The organism is Photobacterium sp. DNB22_13_2 (assembly GCF_052873915.1).
This window is the reverse complement of record NZ_JBNNXU010000011.1, coordinates 52792-70778: the sequence shown is the minus strand read 5'-3', so window position 1 is coordinate 70778 and position 17987 is coordinate 52792. Positions and strand designations below refer to the sequence as shown.

Below are 17987 nucleotides of genomic sequence, written 5' to 3'. Positions count from 1 at the left end.
ACACCAGTATTCATGCGTTTCTTCGGTTTCCGCGAGTAGTATAAAGGTAACTTAAGGAAAATTAACGCTAAAAAGCTGGTGTTTGTTTTAAATAAGTAATTTGCTTGTCTGTCTAAAGGGAGCATAGCACGGTATGTTTCGTAACCCACTAATAATTGGGGTTGATATTGGTCATCACAGCATTAAAGCCGTGGTCTTACGACAGAAGAAGTCAGGGCTTGAGCTTGTTGCTTTTGCCGAAGTTGTCTTGCCTGCCCCGGTATTGAATAAGCAGCATAGCGTAAATGCCCCCGCTTTGTTGTCAGCGATGCGTAAATTAAAAAAAGCCCTGCCCTTTGGTGCAAAGCAGGCGGTATTGGCACTGCCTGACAGTGCAGTGATCAGCAAGGTTGTCCAACTTGATAGCCATCTAACTGAAGATGAATCGGTTTTTGCCGTTGAGCAGGCTATCAGTGCCTCATCCCCCTTTCCCGTTGAAGATCTCCGGCTGGATTTTTTCCCAATGATGGGGGAGACATTCGGTGAGCAATCACAAACCCACCCGGTACAGGTGTATGCCACCCGTAAAGAAGCGGTTGATAGCCGCGTGGCGGTTATGCGCCAGGCCCGGCTGTCGCCGACAGTGATGGAACTACAGACCCATGCGCTGGTATGGCTCGAGCAATATCTTGCCGAGCAGGAAGGCACCGAGGGGGATTGGGGGATTGTTGATATTGGTCATACTACAACGGCTATTGGGATCAGGGGACCAGCCGGTGCTGTTTACCGGCGCGAGGTATCATTTGGTTGCGAGGCTATGGCGCAGATCGACAATACCTTTTCTGGCAGCGGGGATAGTACAGCGAGGGCTGAACAGTTCACCAAGTTGCTGGCTGACAATCTAAAGCGGCAGATCCAGCTTTATCGAACGACCTATCCACGTTCTGCCCTTAAGGGGGTCTGGTTGTCTGGCGGAGGGCAAAACTTGATCCTTGAAGATATGTTGGCGCGGATGCTGTCGGTATCGGTACGTAAAATCCACCCACTGTCCGGTTTCCAACGTTCGGCCAAGCTGGATATGGCTTTGGAAGAGGGGGTTAGCGGGCAGTATGCGGTTGCGGCGGGTTTAGCGATTCGAGGGGGAAGCGCATGATAGCAAAGGTCAATTTACTGCCATGGCGGGAAGAAGGACGAAAGCGCTATCGGCAACGCTTTGGCTCTATGCTAGCGGGCGCTGCTGCCATGGCTGTCGTACTGATCGGCCTCGCGGGTTGGCTGTTGGATTGGCAGCAGGGTATCCAATCGGGCCGTAATGCCCGGATAAGCCAAGAAGTGGCATTGCTTGAGGAAAAGTTGTCCCTGTTGCCAGAAATGGATTCTCAGCGAGAAGCTCTGCTCAAGCGTTTATCTGTCATCACTGATATCCAAGAAGGACGTAACCATATTACCCAATTGCTAAGTTTGTTGCCCGGTTTGGTGCCTCAAGGGGTCTATCTTGATGGCATTTCACTGACAGGTAGCCACGTTAAATTCAGTGGCAAAGGGGAGTCAAATGGGCATTTAGCCACTTTGTTGGCCAATGCCGAGCAATCCGCATGGATAGAGGGGATCACAATGCACTCGATCGTGCGTGCCGACGAAGAGTCTGAGTTGATCCGCTTCAAGGCTTCATTTGTGATTAACTCGGATCCGCAGCCCCACCGGAATGAAGAGGGGGCCCAATGATTGATTGGCGAGAGTTGGAATTCGATGAAATGGCTGACTGGCCGTTTGCTGCTCAAACGGTCGTGGTTATCGTGCTGGCGGGGGTGATTGCATTGGCGGGGGCTTGGTATTGGGTATTCCCAAAACTGGATGCACTCGAGAGGCTCAAATTACAAGAGCAGGAGCAGAGAATGCACCTGTCCCGTAGGGCCAATCAGGTGGCGGCATTGCCGAAGGTGAGGGAGCAGGTCGACATTTTGCAGGACCGTTACCAGCAGGTGGTGGAGCAGCTCCCTGAAGAGGAAGAACTATCTAGCTTGCTGGCCAGTGTGAATGATAGCGGGGTCCGCAATGGTTTGTTATTCGAGCGGATTGAATGGGCGGCCCGAATAGAGCACCCACTGTATTTTGAATTACCTATCCATATCAATGTAATTGGACAGTATGAAGAAATCGGCCGCTTTGCTGCTGATATCGCACATATGCCGCGGATAGTTTTGCTTAAAGATATTGACCTGCGTAGGAGCGATCCGCAGCAGGCTGAGCTACAGCTCAAGGTCTCAGCGACAACGTTTCGTTTTAAAACGCCACCCATGGAGGGGGGACGATGAATATCAAGATCTTGGTTTGGCTGGTGATCGGGTTGGGACTAACGGGGTGCCAGGCCAATGACGATTCTGTCGAGCTGTTTATCAACCAGACCCATCGACATGCGGTGGCGCAGGTTGAGCCATTAGATAAGCAAGAGTTGTTCAGGGCCGAAGCGTTTGTCATGAGCCGCGATCGGGTACCGTTCCAGCTTCCCAAACCAGAGCTGGACGTGCAGGTTCGCAAGGAGGACAAAGTGTGCTGGCAACCTGCCGCTCGGAAACGTTCTTCACCCTTGGAAAGCTATTCACTGGATCAGCTCAGTATGCGTGGAATCATCGGTAGTGCGAGCAAGGAGTGGGCCTTGATTTATACCCCACAGGGTAGTTTGGTCCGGGTTCGCGAGGGGAGTTATATCGGCCGTAACCATGGCCGGGTGCTTGAGGTCACGGCGAATAAAGTGGCCATCGAACAAATTATGCCGGACGGTGACGGGTGCTGGCTAAAAATACCCGCCACAATGACGTTGGCGTCGCAGTAAGTACCAAAATAGAGATGGAATGAATGACAAGGAATCTGTTGCAAGTCCTGCGGTTGATGTACGGGCTGACGTTGAGGTGGGTGGGCATGGCGTGGTTGGGACTGTTATATAGCTATGTCGCCACCGCTGAGCCTTTTCCCCAAGTAAACAGTATTGATTTTTCCCGCGGTGAGCATGGTGCGGGGATGCTGGAAGTGGTTCTGGCCAGTGGGACGGTAGACGTTGGTGCTCGGCGGCTTGATAAGCAACTGGTGCTTGAAATCCCCCGAGTTGAACTGCCGCAAGAGCTGGTATACGTACTCGATGTCAACGACTTTGCTACCCCGGTGCTAGCGGTTGAGACTTTCCAAAGTGAAGGTGGGGCCCGATTGGTTCTGTCGGTTGAAGGTGACTACACCTATGACTATACGACGAAAGGATCAGTGCTATTAGTAACGGTCCAACCGACGCAGCTTCTCACCGGTGACTCAGTGGCGAATCCGGCGATTGCCTATGACAGCAAGCCGATATCGATTAACTTTCAGGATGTACCGGTGCGTAATGTGCTGCAACTGGTTGCCGAATATAACGATTTCAATCTGGTAGTGTCAGACTCGGTCCAGGGAAACCTCACTCTGCGGCTTGATAATGTACCTTGGGAGCAGGTACTGGATATTATCCTGCGGGCCAAGGGGTTGGATAAGCGCGAGCAAGGGACGGTACTGCTAGTTGCACCGAAAGAGGAGCTGGCGCGCAGTGAGCAGCAAGTGATGGAATCCAAGCGAAAAGCCGAAGAGCTGGCTTCCCTGCGGTCGGAAATATTCAATATAAATTATGCCAATGCCCTTGAGCTTGGAGAGCTGCTGCTGGGGACAGATGACGGGATCAGCATGCTGTCAGCGCGTGGTTCTCTGCATATCGATGAGCGGACAAATTCATTGATTGTCAATGATATACCAGATAGCTTGGCTAATATCCGCGATATCATCGCCGCACTGGATGTGGCTGTCCAACAAGTTGAGATTGAAGCGCGGATTGTCACAGTCAACGAAGGGGATGTGGATGAGCTGGGGGTGCGTTGGGGGATCCTTAATACCAATGGTAGTTCGACACTAGGTGGGTCGATTGAAGGCAACCTGGGCTCTGCTGGGCTGCTGGATATAGATGGTTCTGAGGCGGTAGATAATTTCCTCAACGTTAATTTGGCGGCGACCCAACCAGGGGCATCAAGTATTGCCTTCCAGGTGGCAAAGGTCGGTGACATCTTGCTGGATCTGGAACTGTCGGCGTTGCAATCGGAGCAGAAAGCCGAAATTATCTCCAGCCCAAGATTGATGACCACCAATAAAAAGACCGCGTATATTGAGCAGGGCACCGAGATCCCTTACCTCGAAGCCGCTTCCAGTGGTGCTGTCTCGGTGAGTTTTAAAAAAGCGGTCTTGAGCCTGATGGTGACCCCGCAAATTACCTCGGACGGTAATTTGGTGCTGGACTTGGTGGTGACCCAAGATAAAAAAGGCGAAGTGGTACAAACCGGTACCGGTGAGGCGGTGGCGATTGATACCCAGCGTATTGGCACCCAGGTGCTGGTGGCAAACGGCGAGACGGTCGTGCTGGGCGGTATTTACCAGCACGCAATAAGTAATGCAGTGCGCAAAGTGCCACTACTGGGCGACCTTCCGGTACTGGGGGCCTTGTTCCGCCATAAACTCGAAGAGCTGCAAAAGAAAGAACTACTTATTTTTGTGACGCCAAAAATCGTCTATCAGTGAGTCATTTAGCGCAATACTGAGACATTAATCGTCCCAGCATTGCGCCATAAATGAATAAATCCCCACCTAGCTATTGCCAACAGCGGTCTTGTCCTGAGATAATTTTCGATCTTATCACGAATTAAATGTGAGGAAGTTGGCGCCTCGGGCTTGATTTATCGAAGCCTGCGGGCGGTGTCGTTTTATTAACCGCGCGTAAATATTGCTAAAAATGGCTGAAAAACGAAATATTTTCCTGGTCGGCCCAATGGGTGCCGGCAAAAGTACTATCGGTAGACACCTTGCACAGCAGCTGCATATGGAGTTTTTTGATTCAGATACTGTGATTGAAGAACGTACAGGTGCTGATATTAGCTGGGTATTCGATGTTGAAGGTGAAGACGGTTTCCGTATTCGTGAAGAAAACGTGATTGACGATCTGACCCAAGAGCAAGGTATTGTTCTGGCAACGGGTGGTGGCTCAGTAATGAGCAAAGAAAGCCGTAACCGTCTTTCTGCCCGTGGCATTGTCGTATACCTAGAGACGACGATTGAGAAGCAACTGGCTCGTACTCAACGCGATAAAAAGCGTCCTTTACTGCAAACAGATACGCCTCGTGAAGTGCTGGAATCACTTGCAGGCGAGCGTAATCCATTGTATGAAGAAGTAGCTGACTATGTGGTTCGCACTGATGATCAGAGCGCCAAGGTAGTGGCAAACCAAATCATTAAAATGCTAGAAGAGCGCTAATCGAAAAGAGAGCTGGCCATGGAACGGATCAACGTCAATCTTGGTGACAGAAGTTACCCAATATCAATCGGCGCCGAGTTATTTGATAACCCGGCGTTATTCTCTCCTGTCATTCCGGCAGGCCGACGTGTTGTTGTGGTCAGTAATGAAACGGTAGCCCCGCTGTATGCCAAGCAGATCATCGGGACTATCCGCTCGCTGCCAAGCGAGGTCGCTTTACTTTCACTGCCTGACGGTGAACAGTACAAGACCCTTGATACCTTCAACCAAATCATGTCCTTCTTGCTCGAAGGCAACTATGGCCGCGATGTGGTTCTGGTTGCTTTGGGCGGCGGAGTGATTGGCGATGTTGTTGGTTTTGCGGCTGCCTGTTTCCAGCGCGGGGTGGACTTTGTCCAAGTCCCGACGACGTTGCTGGCACAGGTCGACTCGTCGGTGGGCGGCAAGACAGCGGTGAACCATCCGTTGGGTAAAAATATGGTTGGGGCGTTTTACCAACCAAAAGCGGTGGTCATTGATAACCACTGCCTGAAAACACTTCCAGCCCGTGAGTTTGCTGCCGGTATGGCCGAGGTGATCAAGTACGGCATTATTGCCGATGGTGATTTCTTTGTCTGGCTCGAGCAGAACATCGACAAACTTCAGGCTCTGGACAATGACGCGCTGAACTATGCGATTGGTCGTTGTTGCCAGATCAAAGCTGATGTGGTGGCTGCCGACGAGAAAGAGTCTGGGGTTCGTGCTTTACTCAATCTTGGTCACACGTTTGGTCATGCTATCGAAGCTGAAATGGGCTACGGTAACTGGTTGCACGGTGAAGCCGTTGCAGCCGGTACGGTCCAAGCTGCACGTGCTGCTCAATTGCAGGGGCTTATCAGTCCGGCTGATGTTGATCGCATTATTCGCTTGCTGGAAAAAGCTAACCTGCCGGTGCACGGTCCGGAAGGCATGGGTTTTGATGCCTACATCAAACACATGATGCGTGACAAGAAGGTGCTGTCAGGTCAACTACGTTTGATCCTGCCGACCGGTATTGGTAATGCTGACGTTGTGGCTGGTGTACCGGAAGATGTACTGCGTCAAGCGGTACAAGCCTGATCCTGTAGGTTGCCTATGAGTCGCGGCCTACACCTTACCCCGCTGGATTTGGACTCCCAAATCCAGCTCCTTTCTCGACTGCAGTTTCTCACTCGTTTCAGCTCTAACCTTATTCAAATAACGGGCTCCGAGGGGACAGGTAAAACCTGGCTGTCCCAACGTTACCTCGAACACTGGGCTGGAGACTCGCGTCAGTCTTTGTTGCTTTGTCATCCAAATCAGCAAGATGGTCAACATCGCTCTATCATCCTTCAACAGCTAGCGCCCCGTGCTGTATTCAACGAACAAGATCCGCTAGGCCAGAGTCTTGAACGTCTGTTCGAACAGCAGCCGGTTAATGCCCTGATTGTGGTTGATGACGCACATTTGCTGAGCCCTGAATTGCTTGCAGAGTTGTGGGGGCTAGTACAGCAGGCTCGCTTGTATCCTGATTGGCAGGTCAATGTCTTGCTGTTTAGTCATAGCGGCAGGTTGGACAAATACTTAGGCCAGTTAGTTCAGGGGCAGGGGAATGCACCACTAGAGGTAGAAATTAGCCCGTTGTCGGAACAAGAAGCCCAGTTGATGGTCGAAATGATGTTTGATGGCGAACACCTTGATGCACAAGGAAGGCGCAGGCTCCGCGAGCATGCTTCAAGCTGTGCCCCGGCTCCCGGGGAACTGCTCAAGCTCGATTTAGCAGAGGATAAGGATATGGCTGAAAAAAATTCCCGGTTGCTTTCGCCAGTGGCGTTACTGAGCGGATTGGTGGTGGTGGCAATTGCCGTGATTGCGTGGTGGTTTGTGCCTGTTGGTGACGATAAACTACAGGCAACCAGTGGGATCCTACAAGCCCAGTTGGACAGTTTGCCCGAAGAGCCGGTGAATATTGCCGCAACGAAACGCGACGAGATAGATGACAAAGAGCAAGAGCCCGCTCTGATATTCGACGACGACAGCGAAACCCTGCCGCCAGATATATCAGTCGAGGGTCTGACCGTTGGTCGGCGTGATACTAACCCTCGGGTGGTGGTACCTTCCGATGTTGTCGATGCGATGCTTGATGAACAGAAGCTGGGTGGTACCGGCGAGAAGGCCGTGGAAGACGGCAAAGCGAGTTTGCAGCCGATATTGCCTGAAGGACAGCCAGTACAGCTGCCTGAAACGGAGCTACCAGACTCTGCGGCTCAGATGGAGTCGCAGGGAGAGACTATCTCAGATGATGGTGTTGAGGGTGATGCTGTTGAGGAGGATGCTTCGACGATTGCAACCCAAGCCGTTAGCGCTGAACCGACTGTCGAGGAGCTCGGCAGTAAGCTGCGTGGCGTAGCCCCTGCGCACTATGCTCTGCAGCTGGCGGCAATGCGTTCGTTGCCGACGGCCGAACAATTTATCGCCGATTATGATATCGCAGCTTTGGCTGAGGTGTATGAAACCCGCCGCAACGGTGTGGCATGGTTCATTATCGTGACCGGCGATTACCCGAATGTGCAAGCGGCACGCATCGCCGAAACTCGCTTGCCATCCCAGCTTCAGTCGGTTGATCCATGGGTGAAATCCTACCGTCAGATCCATACCGAAATGGATCGGGCCAAATAACCTGTTTCTTTGCCAGATATTTCCCTCAAGCGGTACAGACACAGATTGAAATGGTGTACAATCCGCCACCTTTCGTTACAAAGTCGGTATTGGTGGTCAGCTGAATGAAAAAGCATCGTGCATTCCTGAAATGGGCTGGAGGAAAATATTCCCTGGTCGAGGAGATCGAGCGCCGCTTGCCGCCAGCACGTAAGTTGGTTGAACCTTTTGTTGGTGCCGGCTCGGTTTTTCTAAATACTGACTTTGAGCAGTATCTGCTTGCCGATATCAACCCTGACTTGATTAACCTCTACAATATCCTCAAGAATGATCCCGAGCAGTATGTTCGCGATAGTAAGGCGATGTTTACCCCTGAATTCAATCAGAAGGGTGCATACCTTGAAATTCGTGAGGCGTTCAATAAAACCAAAGATCCGTATTTGCGCTCTTTGTACTTCCTGTATATGAACCGCCATGGCTTCAACGGCTTGTGTCGCTATAACAAGAAAGGTGGTTTTAACGTCCCGTTCGGCTCATACAAAAAGCCGTATTACCCGGAAGATGAGCTGTATTTCTTTTCTGAAAAAGCCAAGCGTGCGACGTTTGTTTGCGAAGGCTACCAGCAGACCTTTTCGCGTGCTCGTAAGGGCTGTGTTGTGTATTGCGACCCACCTTATGCACCGTTATCGACCACGGCAAACTTTACCTCTTATGCGGGTAATGGCTTCAGCCTTGATGATCAGGCTGCCTTGGCCGATGCTGCCGAAAAAGCGGCAACAGAGCGTGATATCCCGGTGTTGATTTCCAATCATGACACCACTTTGACCCGTCGCTTATACCATGGCGCCGATCTGTCGGTGGTCAAGGTAAAACGAACGATCAGCCGTAACGGCGGTGGCCGTAACAAGGTGGATGAGCTTCTGGCTCTGTTCAAGTCTTCCCAAGACTAGGCTTTCCTCGCACTTACCTATGGGCTACCCCCGTTTGCTATCAAGTGACTTAACGCGATCAGTAGCCCGACAAATACCGCAATAGCAGCGATACCGGCCAGAATGAACGGCAGCGGTCGCTGCTGGCTGAAATCAATCTCCCTGTTCTTCTCCGATTGCACCCCGAATAATGCCCCAGCAATGCTTTTTACCAGATTGGGGCGCTGTGGTTTGTTCTTTGCCATGGCTTACCTCCTTATTCCCAAGCGATACAAACAGTTTCAGTTCCTTGTGATATAGGGTGACTTGGGAATAAGTGTAGCTGTCCAGTAGCACTCCCGTCCTGAAATCCGGTAAGACATCATCTTGATGATCGGGTAGAATTGCGCCGACTTCCGATAACGTTTTCGTTTGTACCGTATAGAGGCTGAACATGAAGGACTTTTTGATCGCTCCATCTATCCTGTCTGCAGATTTTGCTCGTCTTGGCGAGGATGTAGAGAAAGTATTGGCTGCTGGTGCCGATGTTGTGCACTTTGACGTAATGGACAACCATTACGTACCGAACCTGACTTTTGGTGCCCCAATATGCAAGGCCCTACGTGACTACGGTATTACTGCGCCAATCGACGTACACCTGATGGTAAAACCTGTGGATCGTATTATCCCTGACTTTGCTAATGCTGGCGCAACCATGATCACCATCCATGCCGAAGCGACTGAGCACCTGGACCGCTCGGTGCAGTTGATCAAAGAGCACGGTTGTCAGGCGGGTGTGGTTTTCAACCCGGCGACACCGTTGCACTATCTTGATTACATCATGGATAAGGTAGACATGATCCTGCTAATGTCGGTTAACCCTGGCTTTGGTGGCCAATCGTTTATCCCTGCGACGCTGGACAAACTGCGCGAAGTACGTAAGCGCATTGATGAGTCTGGCCGTCAGATCCGCCTTGAAATTGATGGTGGTGTGAAGGTGGATAACATCCGTGAAATCGCTGAAGCCGGCGCAGATATGTTTGTTGCAGGCTCGGCTATTTTCAGTCAGCCGGACTACAAAGCGGTGATTGATGAAATGCGTGCAGAGCTGGCCAAGGTTGAGCGCTAATGAGCCAGCTCAGCGGTATTGATTTTATAGCTTTTGATCTTGATGGCACGCTGCTTGACAGTGTGCCTGACTTGGCCGAGGCGGCGGATAAAACCATGCTCGCCCTTGGGCGTGCTGGGGTGAGTGTTGAGCAGGTGACGACCTGGATTGGTAACGGGGCGGATATTTTAATCGGCCGTGCACTGAGCCAGAGTGTCGACGTAGATCCTGAACTTGACCCAGCACTGCACCGCGAGGCTCGCCAACTGTTCGATCGCTTCTACGAAGCAGGCGGGCACGAGAAGAGTGCGCTGTATCCGGGTGTGAAAGAGACGCTGGCGGCATTCCATGATGCCGGATTGCCGATGGCCATCGTGACCAATAAGCCAGCCCAGTTCGTGCCTCACTTGCTTGAGGAGCACGGCATCGCGGATTACTTTGTCGATGTGATCGGCGGCGATACCTTCCCACTGAAAAAGCCGGATCCGTTTGCCTTGAACTGGCTTCTAGATAAGCACCAGCTAAAGGCATCGCGGATGCTGATGGTCGGTGACTCCCGCAACGATATCTTGGCGGCGAAAGCGGCGTCATGTTATGTTGTTGGGCTCACTTATGGCTACAACTATGGCCAGCCGATCAGCGAAAGTAACCCAGATATTGTACTGGATCACTTTAGTCACTTGGCAGAAGTGGTTAAACTAGGTAGCTAGTACGTTCGGTGTTGTGCCGGGCTCTGATTGATATTATGCCGGCGGCAGATGGCCGCGGCTTTTTTGTGACATAGGAAAATCTCATCATGACCAAACCCATTGTATTGAGTGGCGTACAGCCTTCAGGTGAATTAAGTATCGGTAATTATCTGGGTGCGCTGCGTCAGTGGGAACAGATGCAGGATGATTATGATTGTCAGTACTGTGTCGTAGACCTGCATGCCATCACCGTACGCCAAGATCCAAAAGCGCTGCATGAAGCAACGTTGGATGCGTTGGCCATTTGTCTGGCTGTTGGTGTAGATCCGAAGAAAAGCACTCTTTTTGTCCAGTCTCACGTTCCAGAGCACGCTCAATTAGGCTGGTTGCTGAACTGCTACACCCAGATGGGTGAGCTTAGCCGCATGACCCAGTTCAAGGACAAATCACAGCGTCACGCGAACGATGTTAACGTTGGCCTGTTTGGCTACCCGGTCCTGATGGCGGCCGATATCTTGCTATACGGTGCCCACCAGGTACCTGTAGGCTCAGATCAGAAGCAACACCTTGAGCTGGCACGTGATATCGCGACTCGTTTCAACAACATCTACGGCGATGGCGAAGCTATCTTCCAGGTACCAGAGCCGTATATCCCGACGGTAAATGCTCGTGTTATGAGCCTTCAGGATGCGACCAAGAAGATGTCGAAGTCGGATGACAACCGTAAGAATGTGATCACCCTGCTGGAAGAGCCGAAGTCGATCATCAAGAAGATCAACAAGGCTCAGACGGATACCGAGACGCCACCGCGTATCGCTCACGATATCGAGAACAAAGGCGGTATCTCTAACCTGATGGGCTTGTACTCGGCAGCGACCGGTAAGACGTTTGCTGAAATTGAAGCACAGTACCAGGGTGTTGAGATGTACGGCCCATTCAAGAAAGACGTGGGTGAAGCCATTGTTGCTATGCTGGAGCCTATCCAGGCTGAATACCACCGTGTCCGTGCTGACCGTGCTTACCTTGATCAAGTGATGAAGGCGGGTGCCGAGAAGGCATCTTCACGTGCGGCTGAGACCTTGAAGCAAGCGTTTTCTGCTGTAGGTTTTGTTGCGCGTCCGTAGTGATGCAACTAGACCAATAATGTAAAGACAGGAAACCGGCCATAGGCCGGTTTTTTTTCGTCTAAGCTTGCCTTTCTGCTGTCCTACTGCAAAATAGGCCGCTGTAATTTTCAGGGAGCAGAAGTACCCATGCTATTGATGATCGATAACTACGACTCGTTTACCTATAACCTCTATCAGTATTTCTGTGAGCTGGGGGCGGAGGTGAAGGTCGTACGTAATGACGAAATCGATATTGCCGGCATCGAGGCCTTGGCTCCTTCCCACTTGGTTATTTCACCTGGGCCCTGTACCCCGGATGATGCGGGGATCTCACTTGAGGCGATCCGCCATTTTGCCGGTAAGCTGCCGATCCTTGGCGTTTGCCTCGGTCACCAGTCAATTGCTCAGGTGTTTGGTGGCGACGTCGTTCGTGCCCGCCAAGTGATGCACGGTAAGACCTCTCTGGTCGCCCACACCGACTGCAGCGTATTTTCGGGGTTGAACAACCCGCTTACCGTCACCCGATATCACTCGCTGGTGGTCAAGGCCGATACGCTACCCGATTGCTTTGATATCACCGCGTGGACAGAGAAAGACGGCGAGCGCGATGAAATTATGGGCATTGCTCACAAAACTCTGCCGCTTGAAGGGGTGCAATTCCACCCCGAAAGTATCCTGACTGAGCAGGGCCATCAACTGCTGGCGAATTTTCTTCGCCGTGAAGTCAGCTAGGAAACAAGTTTTCTAGATATTTGGCCATCGATGGTACAAGGCAGCAGGAAATGCTGCCTAGCTAAATCACCGCGCCACTTTTTACTGTTCCAATGGTTTCCCTTCACGCTGAAAACCGCCAATCTCAGGCTTTTCCCTGCCTCAATGGCGCGATCTTTGTCACTATTCTTAACATTTGATTATCTTTTTTGATTTTTTTGGCATGGAAAGATTATGCACAACCGAGGGTTGTTTCATTTTTATTTCCTTGTAGGAAAAACACCTTTTAGTGAATTGGGCTTAATAAGTTTTCCCCAACCCCGCATAAATATGTATTTTGTAGGTGATTAACCGTTAACCGATAGGGAATAAAAAAATATTCTGCTATTGGAATTGGTTAATAAAATGTAAATACTATGCTTAGGGCAAAAACATTAGAAGGAAACGATAATGGCAAAGGAGTTTAAAGTCGATCGTCAGGTATTTGATGACGTGATGGTGCCGTGCTACGCACCGATGCAGATGATCCCGGTGAAGGGAGAGGGTGCACGGGTGTGGGATCAGGAAGGGCGAGAGTATGTCGACTTTGCTGGCGGTATTGCGGTGAGCTGCTTGGGTCACTGTCACCCTGTCATGGTGGATGCCCTCAAGACACAGGCCGACAAGATTTGGCATCTCAGTAATGTGATGACGAACGAGCCGGCGTTGCGGTTGGCGGCGTTGCTCACCGAGCACAGTTTTGCCGACAAAGTATTTTTTGCCAACTCCGGTGCTGAGGCCAATGAAGCTGCGCTGAAACTGGCCCGCCGTTACGCGGCGGATAAGTTTGGTCCGGAGAAGTCTGAAATTATTGCTTTCAAACAGGGTTTCCATGGCCGTACTTTCTTCACCGTTACTGTCGGTGGCCAAGAAGCATATTCCGATGGCTTCGGGCCGAAGCCGGGGGCTGTGACCCATCTCGCCTACAACGACTTGGCCGGTTTGGCTGAGCACATGTCTGAGCGTACCTGTGCGGTAATGATGGAGCCGCTGCAAGGTGAGGGCGGTATTGTGTCCCCAACCTCGGAATTTATCCAAGGTGTCCGCGAACTGTGTGATAAACACAACGCCTTGCTGATCTTCGATGAAGTGCAAACCGGTAATGGCCGTACCGGTGATTTCTATGCCTATCAAGGGCTGGGAGTCACGCCGGATATCCTCAGTACAGCCAAGTCTCTTGGCGGTGGTTTCCCGATCGGCGCCATGCTGACCACCACTAAGCTGGCTGGACACTTGAAAATCGGTACCCATGGTTCGACCTACGGCGGTAACCCACTTGCCTGTGCGGTAGCCGAAGCTGTGGTCAGTGAAGTGACCAAGCCGGAAGTGCTGGCTGGTGTCAAACAGCGTGAACAGTGGTTCCGCGAAGCCATTGAGGCGATCAATGCCAAGTATCCGATCTTTGCTGAAGTTCGGGGCAAGGGCTTGCTGTTGGGAGCTGCGCTCAATGATGAGTGGCAGGGCCGGGCAAGGGATATCTTGGTCGCTGCCGGTGAAGAAGGGCTGATGGTCCTGATTGCCGGTGCCAACGTAGTGCGCTTTACCCCGTCCTTAGTGATCGACAAGACTGATATCGATGAAGGCATGGCACGGTTAGAGCGCGCGATCGCCAAAATTTACTCATAGTTTTTTAATGGCATGCGGTTGGCAGGAGCTTGGCCGCAACCTCCGGCTTTGTGCCGGTCTTTTCATTAGTTGGCAGCCATGCTGCAGCTTGCATCAGGAGGGAGTTCGATGCTGGTTATACGTCCTATTACTGCCACGGATCTACCGGCACTATTACAGTGTGCGGAAGAGTCGGGCCATGGTTTCACCTCGCTGCCGGTTAACGAGGAGATCCTCGCCAACCGAATCCAACATTCCGAAGAGAGCTTTGCCAAAGCGGTGATCCAGCCTGGCTCTGAAGGTTATCTGATGGTAGCGGAAGATACCGAGACCGGGGAAATTGCAGGGACGACGGCGATCGAAGCTGCGATTGGGTTGGATAACCCGTTCTATACCTACCATCTGAGTACCGTAGTGCATTCATCACGCCGTCTCAATGTCCATAACGCGGTGAAAGTGCTGACGTTCGGTAATGACTACACCGGCGTGAGCGAGCTGTGTACCCTGTTTTTGCGTCCTGAATGGCGAGAAGGTCTCAACGGTCGCTTGTTGTCCAAGTGCCGTTTTCTGATGATGGCCGAGCACCCGGAGCGTTTTGACAATACGGTGATTGCCGAGATGCGCGGGGTATCCGATGAAGACGGTAATTCCCCGTTCTGGGAATGGCTCAAAGAGCACTTCTTCTCTATTGACTTCACCTTAGCCGATTACCTTACCGGTATTGGTAAGAAGGGCTTTATTGCTGATTTGATGCCTAAGCTGCCGATCTACGTTAATTTGCTGAGTCCGGAAGCCCAGGCAGTGATTGGTCAGGTCCATGACAAAACTCGTCCGGCACTTCGTTTGCTGGAGAAGGAAGGTTTCACCTGCCGTGGCTATGTCGATATTTTCGATGCTGGTCCGACGGTAGAGTGTGATGTGAGAAATATCGAGTCAGTACGCCACTCACAGGTGTGCCGGGTTGAGATCGGTCAACCAACCGCCAATATCGATTGTATCGTCAGCAATGCTTCGTTTACCCACTTCCGCGCCGTCGTCGATAAGGTCGATGTATTGGATGGCACGGCATTGATGAGTGCAGCAACGGCCAAGGCGCTGGACGTTAGACAAGGTGATCAGGTGCGCCTGATCACCCAATAAAGGAGAATAACATGACCCAATGGATTGCAGGCCGCTGGCAAGACGGCGAAGGGCAGACGATGCAGTCGCTAAACCCGTACACCGGGGAAGTGGTATGGCAGGGCCTGTCGGCGACAGACGATCAGGTTGAGCAGGCTGTCGCTGCTGCCAGGACGGCATTGGCAAGCTGGCGTATCACTCCTTTAACTGAGCGCCAGGCCATTGTCGAGCGTTTTGCCGAGCTGGTCAAAGCTCATAGCGAAGCTATTGCTATAGTGATCGCTGAGGAAACAGGCAAGCCGTTGTGGGAAACCCGCACTGAAGCTGGCGCTATGGTCGGCAAGATTGCCATATCCCTGCGTGCCTACCATGAGCGTACTGGCGAGAAACAAAAAGACGTTGCTGGCACTCAGGCAGTGCTGCGTCACCGTCCTTTGGGCGTCATGGCCGTGTTTGGGCCATATAACTTTCCGGGACACCTACCCAATGGTCATATCGTCCCGGCTTTGCTGGCAGGGAATACCGTGGTGTTCAAACCGTCAGATCTTACCCCAAAGGTGGCTGAAGAATGCATGAAATTATGGCAGCAGGCAGGGTTACCTGATGGCGTGATTAACTTGGTTCAGGGCGCTCGGGCAACCGGCGAAGCGCTCGCTGGGGCCAAGGGGATTGATGGGCTGCTGTTTACCGGTAGTGCCAATACTGGTCACTTGCTGCACCGTCAGTTTGCCGGCCAGCCGGGCAAGATGCTGGCATTGGAAATGGGCGGCAATAACCCAATGGTGATCTCTCGTCACTATGGCGAGCTGGATGCCACTGTCTACACTATTATTCAGTCTGCCTTTATCAGTGCCGGACAGCGTTGTACCTGTGCCCGCCGTCTCTATCTGCCGCATGGCGTGGAAGGTGACCGCATTCTAGCACGCTTGCTTGAGCTAACCCGTCAGATCCGCGTCGGCGGTCAGTTTGATGAACCAGCACCGTTTATGGGGGCGCAAGTCTCGGTCCAGGCGGCTGACAACATTATTCAGGCCCAATCGCAATTGGCTGAGTTGGGCGGTGAGCTGTTGCTACCCGCGACCCGTGGTCAAGGGGCGATTGTTACCCCGGGGATCATCGAGGTCAGCCAGATTGTTGAGTTACCGGATGAAGAATACTTTGGCCCGCTTTTACAGGTCGCCCGTTACCACGAGTTGGATGAGGCAGTGGAGAAGGCCAATGATACCCGCTATGGTTTATCTGCAGGGTTGGTCTCGACCGATGATAGTGAGTGGCAGTATTTTATCGAACATATCCGTGCCGGGATTGTTAACCGCAATCGTCAGTTAACTGGGGCGAGTGGTGATGCACCATTCGGTGGGCCGGGGGCATCTGGTAACCTGCGGCCAAGCGCGTATTACGCGGCAGACTACTGTGCATACCCAATGGCATCGATGGAAGGTGAGCTGCCTGAGCTACCTGCTCAGCTTTCGCCGGGCATTACGCTTTAATTGCCGTCAATCATTCACCAGTCAAAGAGGATAGCGAGCACATGGAAAGGGTAGAGCAACTATTTGCCGGGTTATGGGAGGATTATATCCAGCGCCTATGCCCATCAGCCGCTCAGGTTCATGATCTGCTGACCGAAGAAGAGCCGCTGCTTAATGATCATATTGCGCTGCGAACATTTAACCTACCGAAGGTCGGGCTTGATCGACTGGCGGCGCCGTTCATTGCCATTGGCTACAAGCCGTGTGGCCGCTATCATTTCGAAGCCAAGAAATTATATGCCGAACATTTCGAGCATCCGAACCCATTGGCACCCAAAGTGTTTATCAGTGAGCTGATGGTGGGTCAGTTTAGCTCGCTGTTGCAGCAGACGGTCAGGGAACTGGTCGAACAGGTGCCTGAGCAGGCCATGCGAGATCCTGCCTTCCTCTATGGCGGGCGGTTGTGGGATCTGGACTATGCGACCTATGAGTTGCTGGCGGCAGAAAGCGAATATGCTGGCTGGTTAGCCGCCCATGGTTTTGGTGCCAACCACTTTACTGTTAGCCTGAACCAGCTGGAGCAGTTTACCGAGGTGGCTGAGGTCAATCACTTGCTGCGCCACAACGGGTTTGAGATCAACAGCGCTGGCGGTGATGTTAAAGGTAGCCCCGAGGTGATGCTTGAACAGTCATCGACCATGGCTGATAGAGTTGAGGTTGGGTTTCTCGATGGCGTTCATAGCATACCGGGCGGGTTCTATGAGTTTGCCAAGCGCTATCCGAAAGATGACGGTGAGCTGTATACCGGCTTTGTCGAGGCGTCGGCAGATAAGATCTTCGAAAGTACGGATGCCAGCTAAATCAGAGTAACCTGTCTGAAGTCAGGCGATCTAGTCTGCATAATGTAAGCGCCTGTGGCTAATGCGGTCACAGGCGTTTTCATGTGTCTGGATTTAGTGCTTGAGGCTATCGAGTGGATACCCCAGTTGGGACTCCGGTGTATGGCGTTTCACCTTCTCATGTTGCTCAAGGTAGTGGCGGCTGTCACTGAAACCTGTCAACTCAACGGTATCGGGTAGCGGCGAAATGACTCCACGCTGGATGTGGTGGGAGCGATGTGGTGAAAAGCGTTCGATGTCCATACCGGTATTCCATTACAGGTGATGAGGATTGATATGCACAATGTAGCACTAAGTTGCGTAGATACAAGAACAAAAAGAGTGATGGAGTAGACAGTAATGCCCTGTAAGTATGAAAGTGGGCGTGATGGGCAATAAAAAAAGCC

General features: G+C 52.0%; 19 protein-coding genes. 17 read left to right on the top strand and 2 right to left on the bottom strand.

Annotated features, from left to right (window positions below):
• The first annotated feature begins 133 nt into the window (after positions 1 to 133).
• The 9 genes from pilM (at position 134) to ACVA58_RS16475 (ending at position 8898) form a co-directional block, all read left to right on the top strand.
• The gene (gene pilM / locus ACVA58_RS16515) at positions 134 to 1132 is read left to right on the top strand and encodes a type IV pilus biogenesis protein PilM (protein ID WP_446511475.1); all 999 of its coding nucleotides are present in this window, start codon (positions 134 to 136) and stop codon (positions 1130 to 1132) included.
• A complete protein-coding gene (locus ACVA58_RS16510) occupies positions 1129 to 1704 on the top strand; it encodes a PilN domain-containing protein (RefSeq protein WP_446511474.1) in 576 nt (191 codons plus the stop codon). Before pilM ends, ACVA58_RS16510 begins: the two co-directional genes overlap by 4 nt.
• Positions 1701 to 2294 carry a type 4a pilus biogenesis protein PilO gene (locus tag ACVA58_RS16505; protein ID WP_446511473.1) on the top strand — a complete coding sequence of 198 codons (594 nt, stop codon included), beginning with the start codon at positions 1701 to 1703 and terminating at the stop codon, positions 2292 to 2294. The genes ACVA58_RS16510 and ACVA58_RS16505 overlap by 4 nt, the downstream gene beginning before the upstream one ends.
• Complete coding sequence (locus ACVA58_RS16500) at positions 2291 to 2812, top strand: pilus assembly protein PilP (RefSeq protein WP_446511472.1); 522 nt, start codon at positions 2291 to 2293, stop codon at positions 2810 to 2812. The genes ACVA58_RS16505 and ACVA58_RS16500 overlap by 4 nt, the downstream gene beginning before the upstream one ends.
• A gap of 56 nt (positions 2813 to 2868) precedes the next feature.
• Positions 2869 to 4563 (top strand): type IV pilus secretin PilQ, encoded by a 1695-nt coding sequence (locus ACVA58_RS16495; protein WP_446511555.1) that lies wholly within the window; start codon positions 2869 to 2871, stop codon positions 4561 to 4563.
• Between the two features lie 211 nt (positions 4564 to 4774).
• Positions 4775 to 5293, top strand: a complete 519-nt coding sequence (gene aroK / locus ACVA58_RS16490; protein WP_107349823.1) for a shikimate kinase AroK — start codon at positions 4775 to 4777, stop codon at positions 5291 to 5293.
• An 18-nt stretch (positions 5294 to 5311) separates the two neighbouring features.
• Positions 5312 to 6391: a 3-dehydroquinate synthase gene (gene aroB / locus ACVA58_RS16485; RefSeq protein WP_446511471.1), complete on the top strand. Its 1080-nt coding sequence runs from the start codon at positions 5312 to 5314 to the stop codon at positions 6389 to 6391.
• A gap of 15 nt (positions 6392 to 6406) precedes the next feature.
• A complete protein-coding gene (locus ACVA58_RS16480; RefSeq protein ID WP_446511470.1) occupies positions 6407 to 7969 on the top strand; it encodes an AAA family ATPase in 1563 nt (520 codons plus the stop codon).
• 104 nt (positions 7970 to 8073) lie between these two features.
• Complete coding sequence (locus ACVA58_RS16475) at positions 8074 to 8898, top strand: Dam family site-specific DNA-(adenine-N6)-methyltransferase (protein ID WP_446511469.1); 825 nt, start codon at positions 8074 to 8076, stop codon at positions 8896 to 8898.
• Positions 8899 to 8915: 17 nt separating this feature from the next.
• Here ACVA58_RS16475 and ACVA58_RS16470 read toward each other — a convergent pair whose 3' ends face one another.
• On the bottom strand, positions 8916 to 9122 hold the full coding sequence (locus ACVA58_RS16470; protein ID WP_446511468.1) for a DUF2970 domain-containing protein: 207 nt from the start codon (positions 9120 to 9122) through the stop codon (positions 8916 to 8918).
• 188 nt (positions 9123 to 9310) lie between these two features.
• On the opposite strand from ACVA58_RS16470, the gene rpe reads away from it, so the two are divergent.
• The 8 genes from rpe (at position 9311) to ACVA58_RS16430 (ending at position 17562) form a co-directional block, all read left to right on the top strand.
• On the top strand, positions 9311 to 9985 hold the full coding sequence (gene rpe, locus ACVA58_RS16465) for a ribulose-phosphate 3-epimerase (protein WP_255040389.1): 675 nt from the start codon (positions 9311 to 9313) through the stop codon (positions 9983 to 9985).
• Positions 9985 to 10674: a phosphoglycolate phosphatase gene (locus tag ACVA58_RS16460; RefSeq protein ID WP_446511467.1), complete on the top strand. Its 690-nt coding sequence runs from the start codon at positions 9985 to 9987 to the stop codon at positions 10672 to 10674. The genes rpe and ACVA58_RS16460 overlap by 1 nt, the downstream gene beginning before the upstream one ends.
• A gap of 86 nt (positions 10675 to 10760) precedes the next feature.
• Entirely contained in the window at positions 10761 to 11777 is a 1017-nt protein-coding gene (gene trpS, locus ACVA58_RS16455) for a tryptophan--tRNA ligase (protein WP_446511466.1), read from the top strand.
• Positions 11778 to 11906: 129 nt separating this feature from the next.
• The gene (locus ACVA58_RS16450) at positions 11907 to 12491 is read left to right on the top strand and encodes an aminodeoxychorismate/anthranilate synthase component II (RefSeq protein WP_446511465.1); all 585 of its coding nucleotides are present in this window, start codon (positions 11907 to 11909) and stop codon (positions 12489 to 12491) included.
• A gap of 429 nt (positions 12492 to 12920) precedes the next feature.
• Positions 12921 to 14135, top strand: coding sequence for an aspartate aminotransferase family protein (locus ACVA58_RS16445; RefSeq protein WP_446511464.1), 1215 nt, complete (start codon positions 12921 to 12923; stop codon positions 14133 to 14135).
• 108 nt (positions 14136 to 14243) lie between these two features.
• Positions 14244 to 15254, top strand: a complete 1011-nt coding sequence (gene astA / locus ACVA58_RS16440; protein ID WP_446511463.1) for an arginine N-succinyltransferase — start codon at positions 14244 to 14246, stop codon at positions 15252 to 15254.
• Positions 15255 to 15265: 11 nt separating this feature from the next.
• A complete protein-coding gene (astD, locus tag ACVA58_RS16435) occupies positions 15266 to 16723 on the top strand; it encodes a succinylglutamate-semialdehyde dehydrogenase (RefSeq protein WP_446511462.1) in 1458 nt (485 codons plus the stop codon).
• 41 nt (positions 16724 to 16764) lie between these two features.
• On the top strand, positions 16765 to 17562 hold the full coding sequence (locus ACVA58_RS16430) for a 2-oxoadipate dioxygenase/decarboxylase family protein (RefSeq protein ID WP_446511461.1): 798 nt from the start codon (positions 16765 to 16767) through the stop codon (positions 17560 to 17562).
• A 93-nt stretch (positions 17563 to 17655) separates the two neighbouring features.
• Here ACVA58_RS16430 and ACVA58_RS16425 read toward each other — a convergent pair whose 3' ends face one another.
• Positions 17656 to 17844: a hypothetical protein gene (locus ACVA58_RS16425; RefSeq protein ID WP_446511460.1), complete on the bottom strand. Its 189-nt coding sequence runs from the start codon at positions 17842 to 17844 to the stop codon at positions 17656 to 17658.
• Between the last annotated feature and the right edge of the window lie 143 nt (positions 17845 to 17987).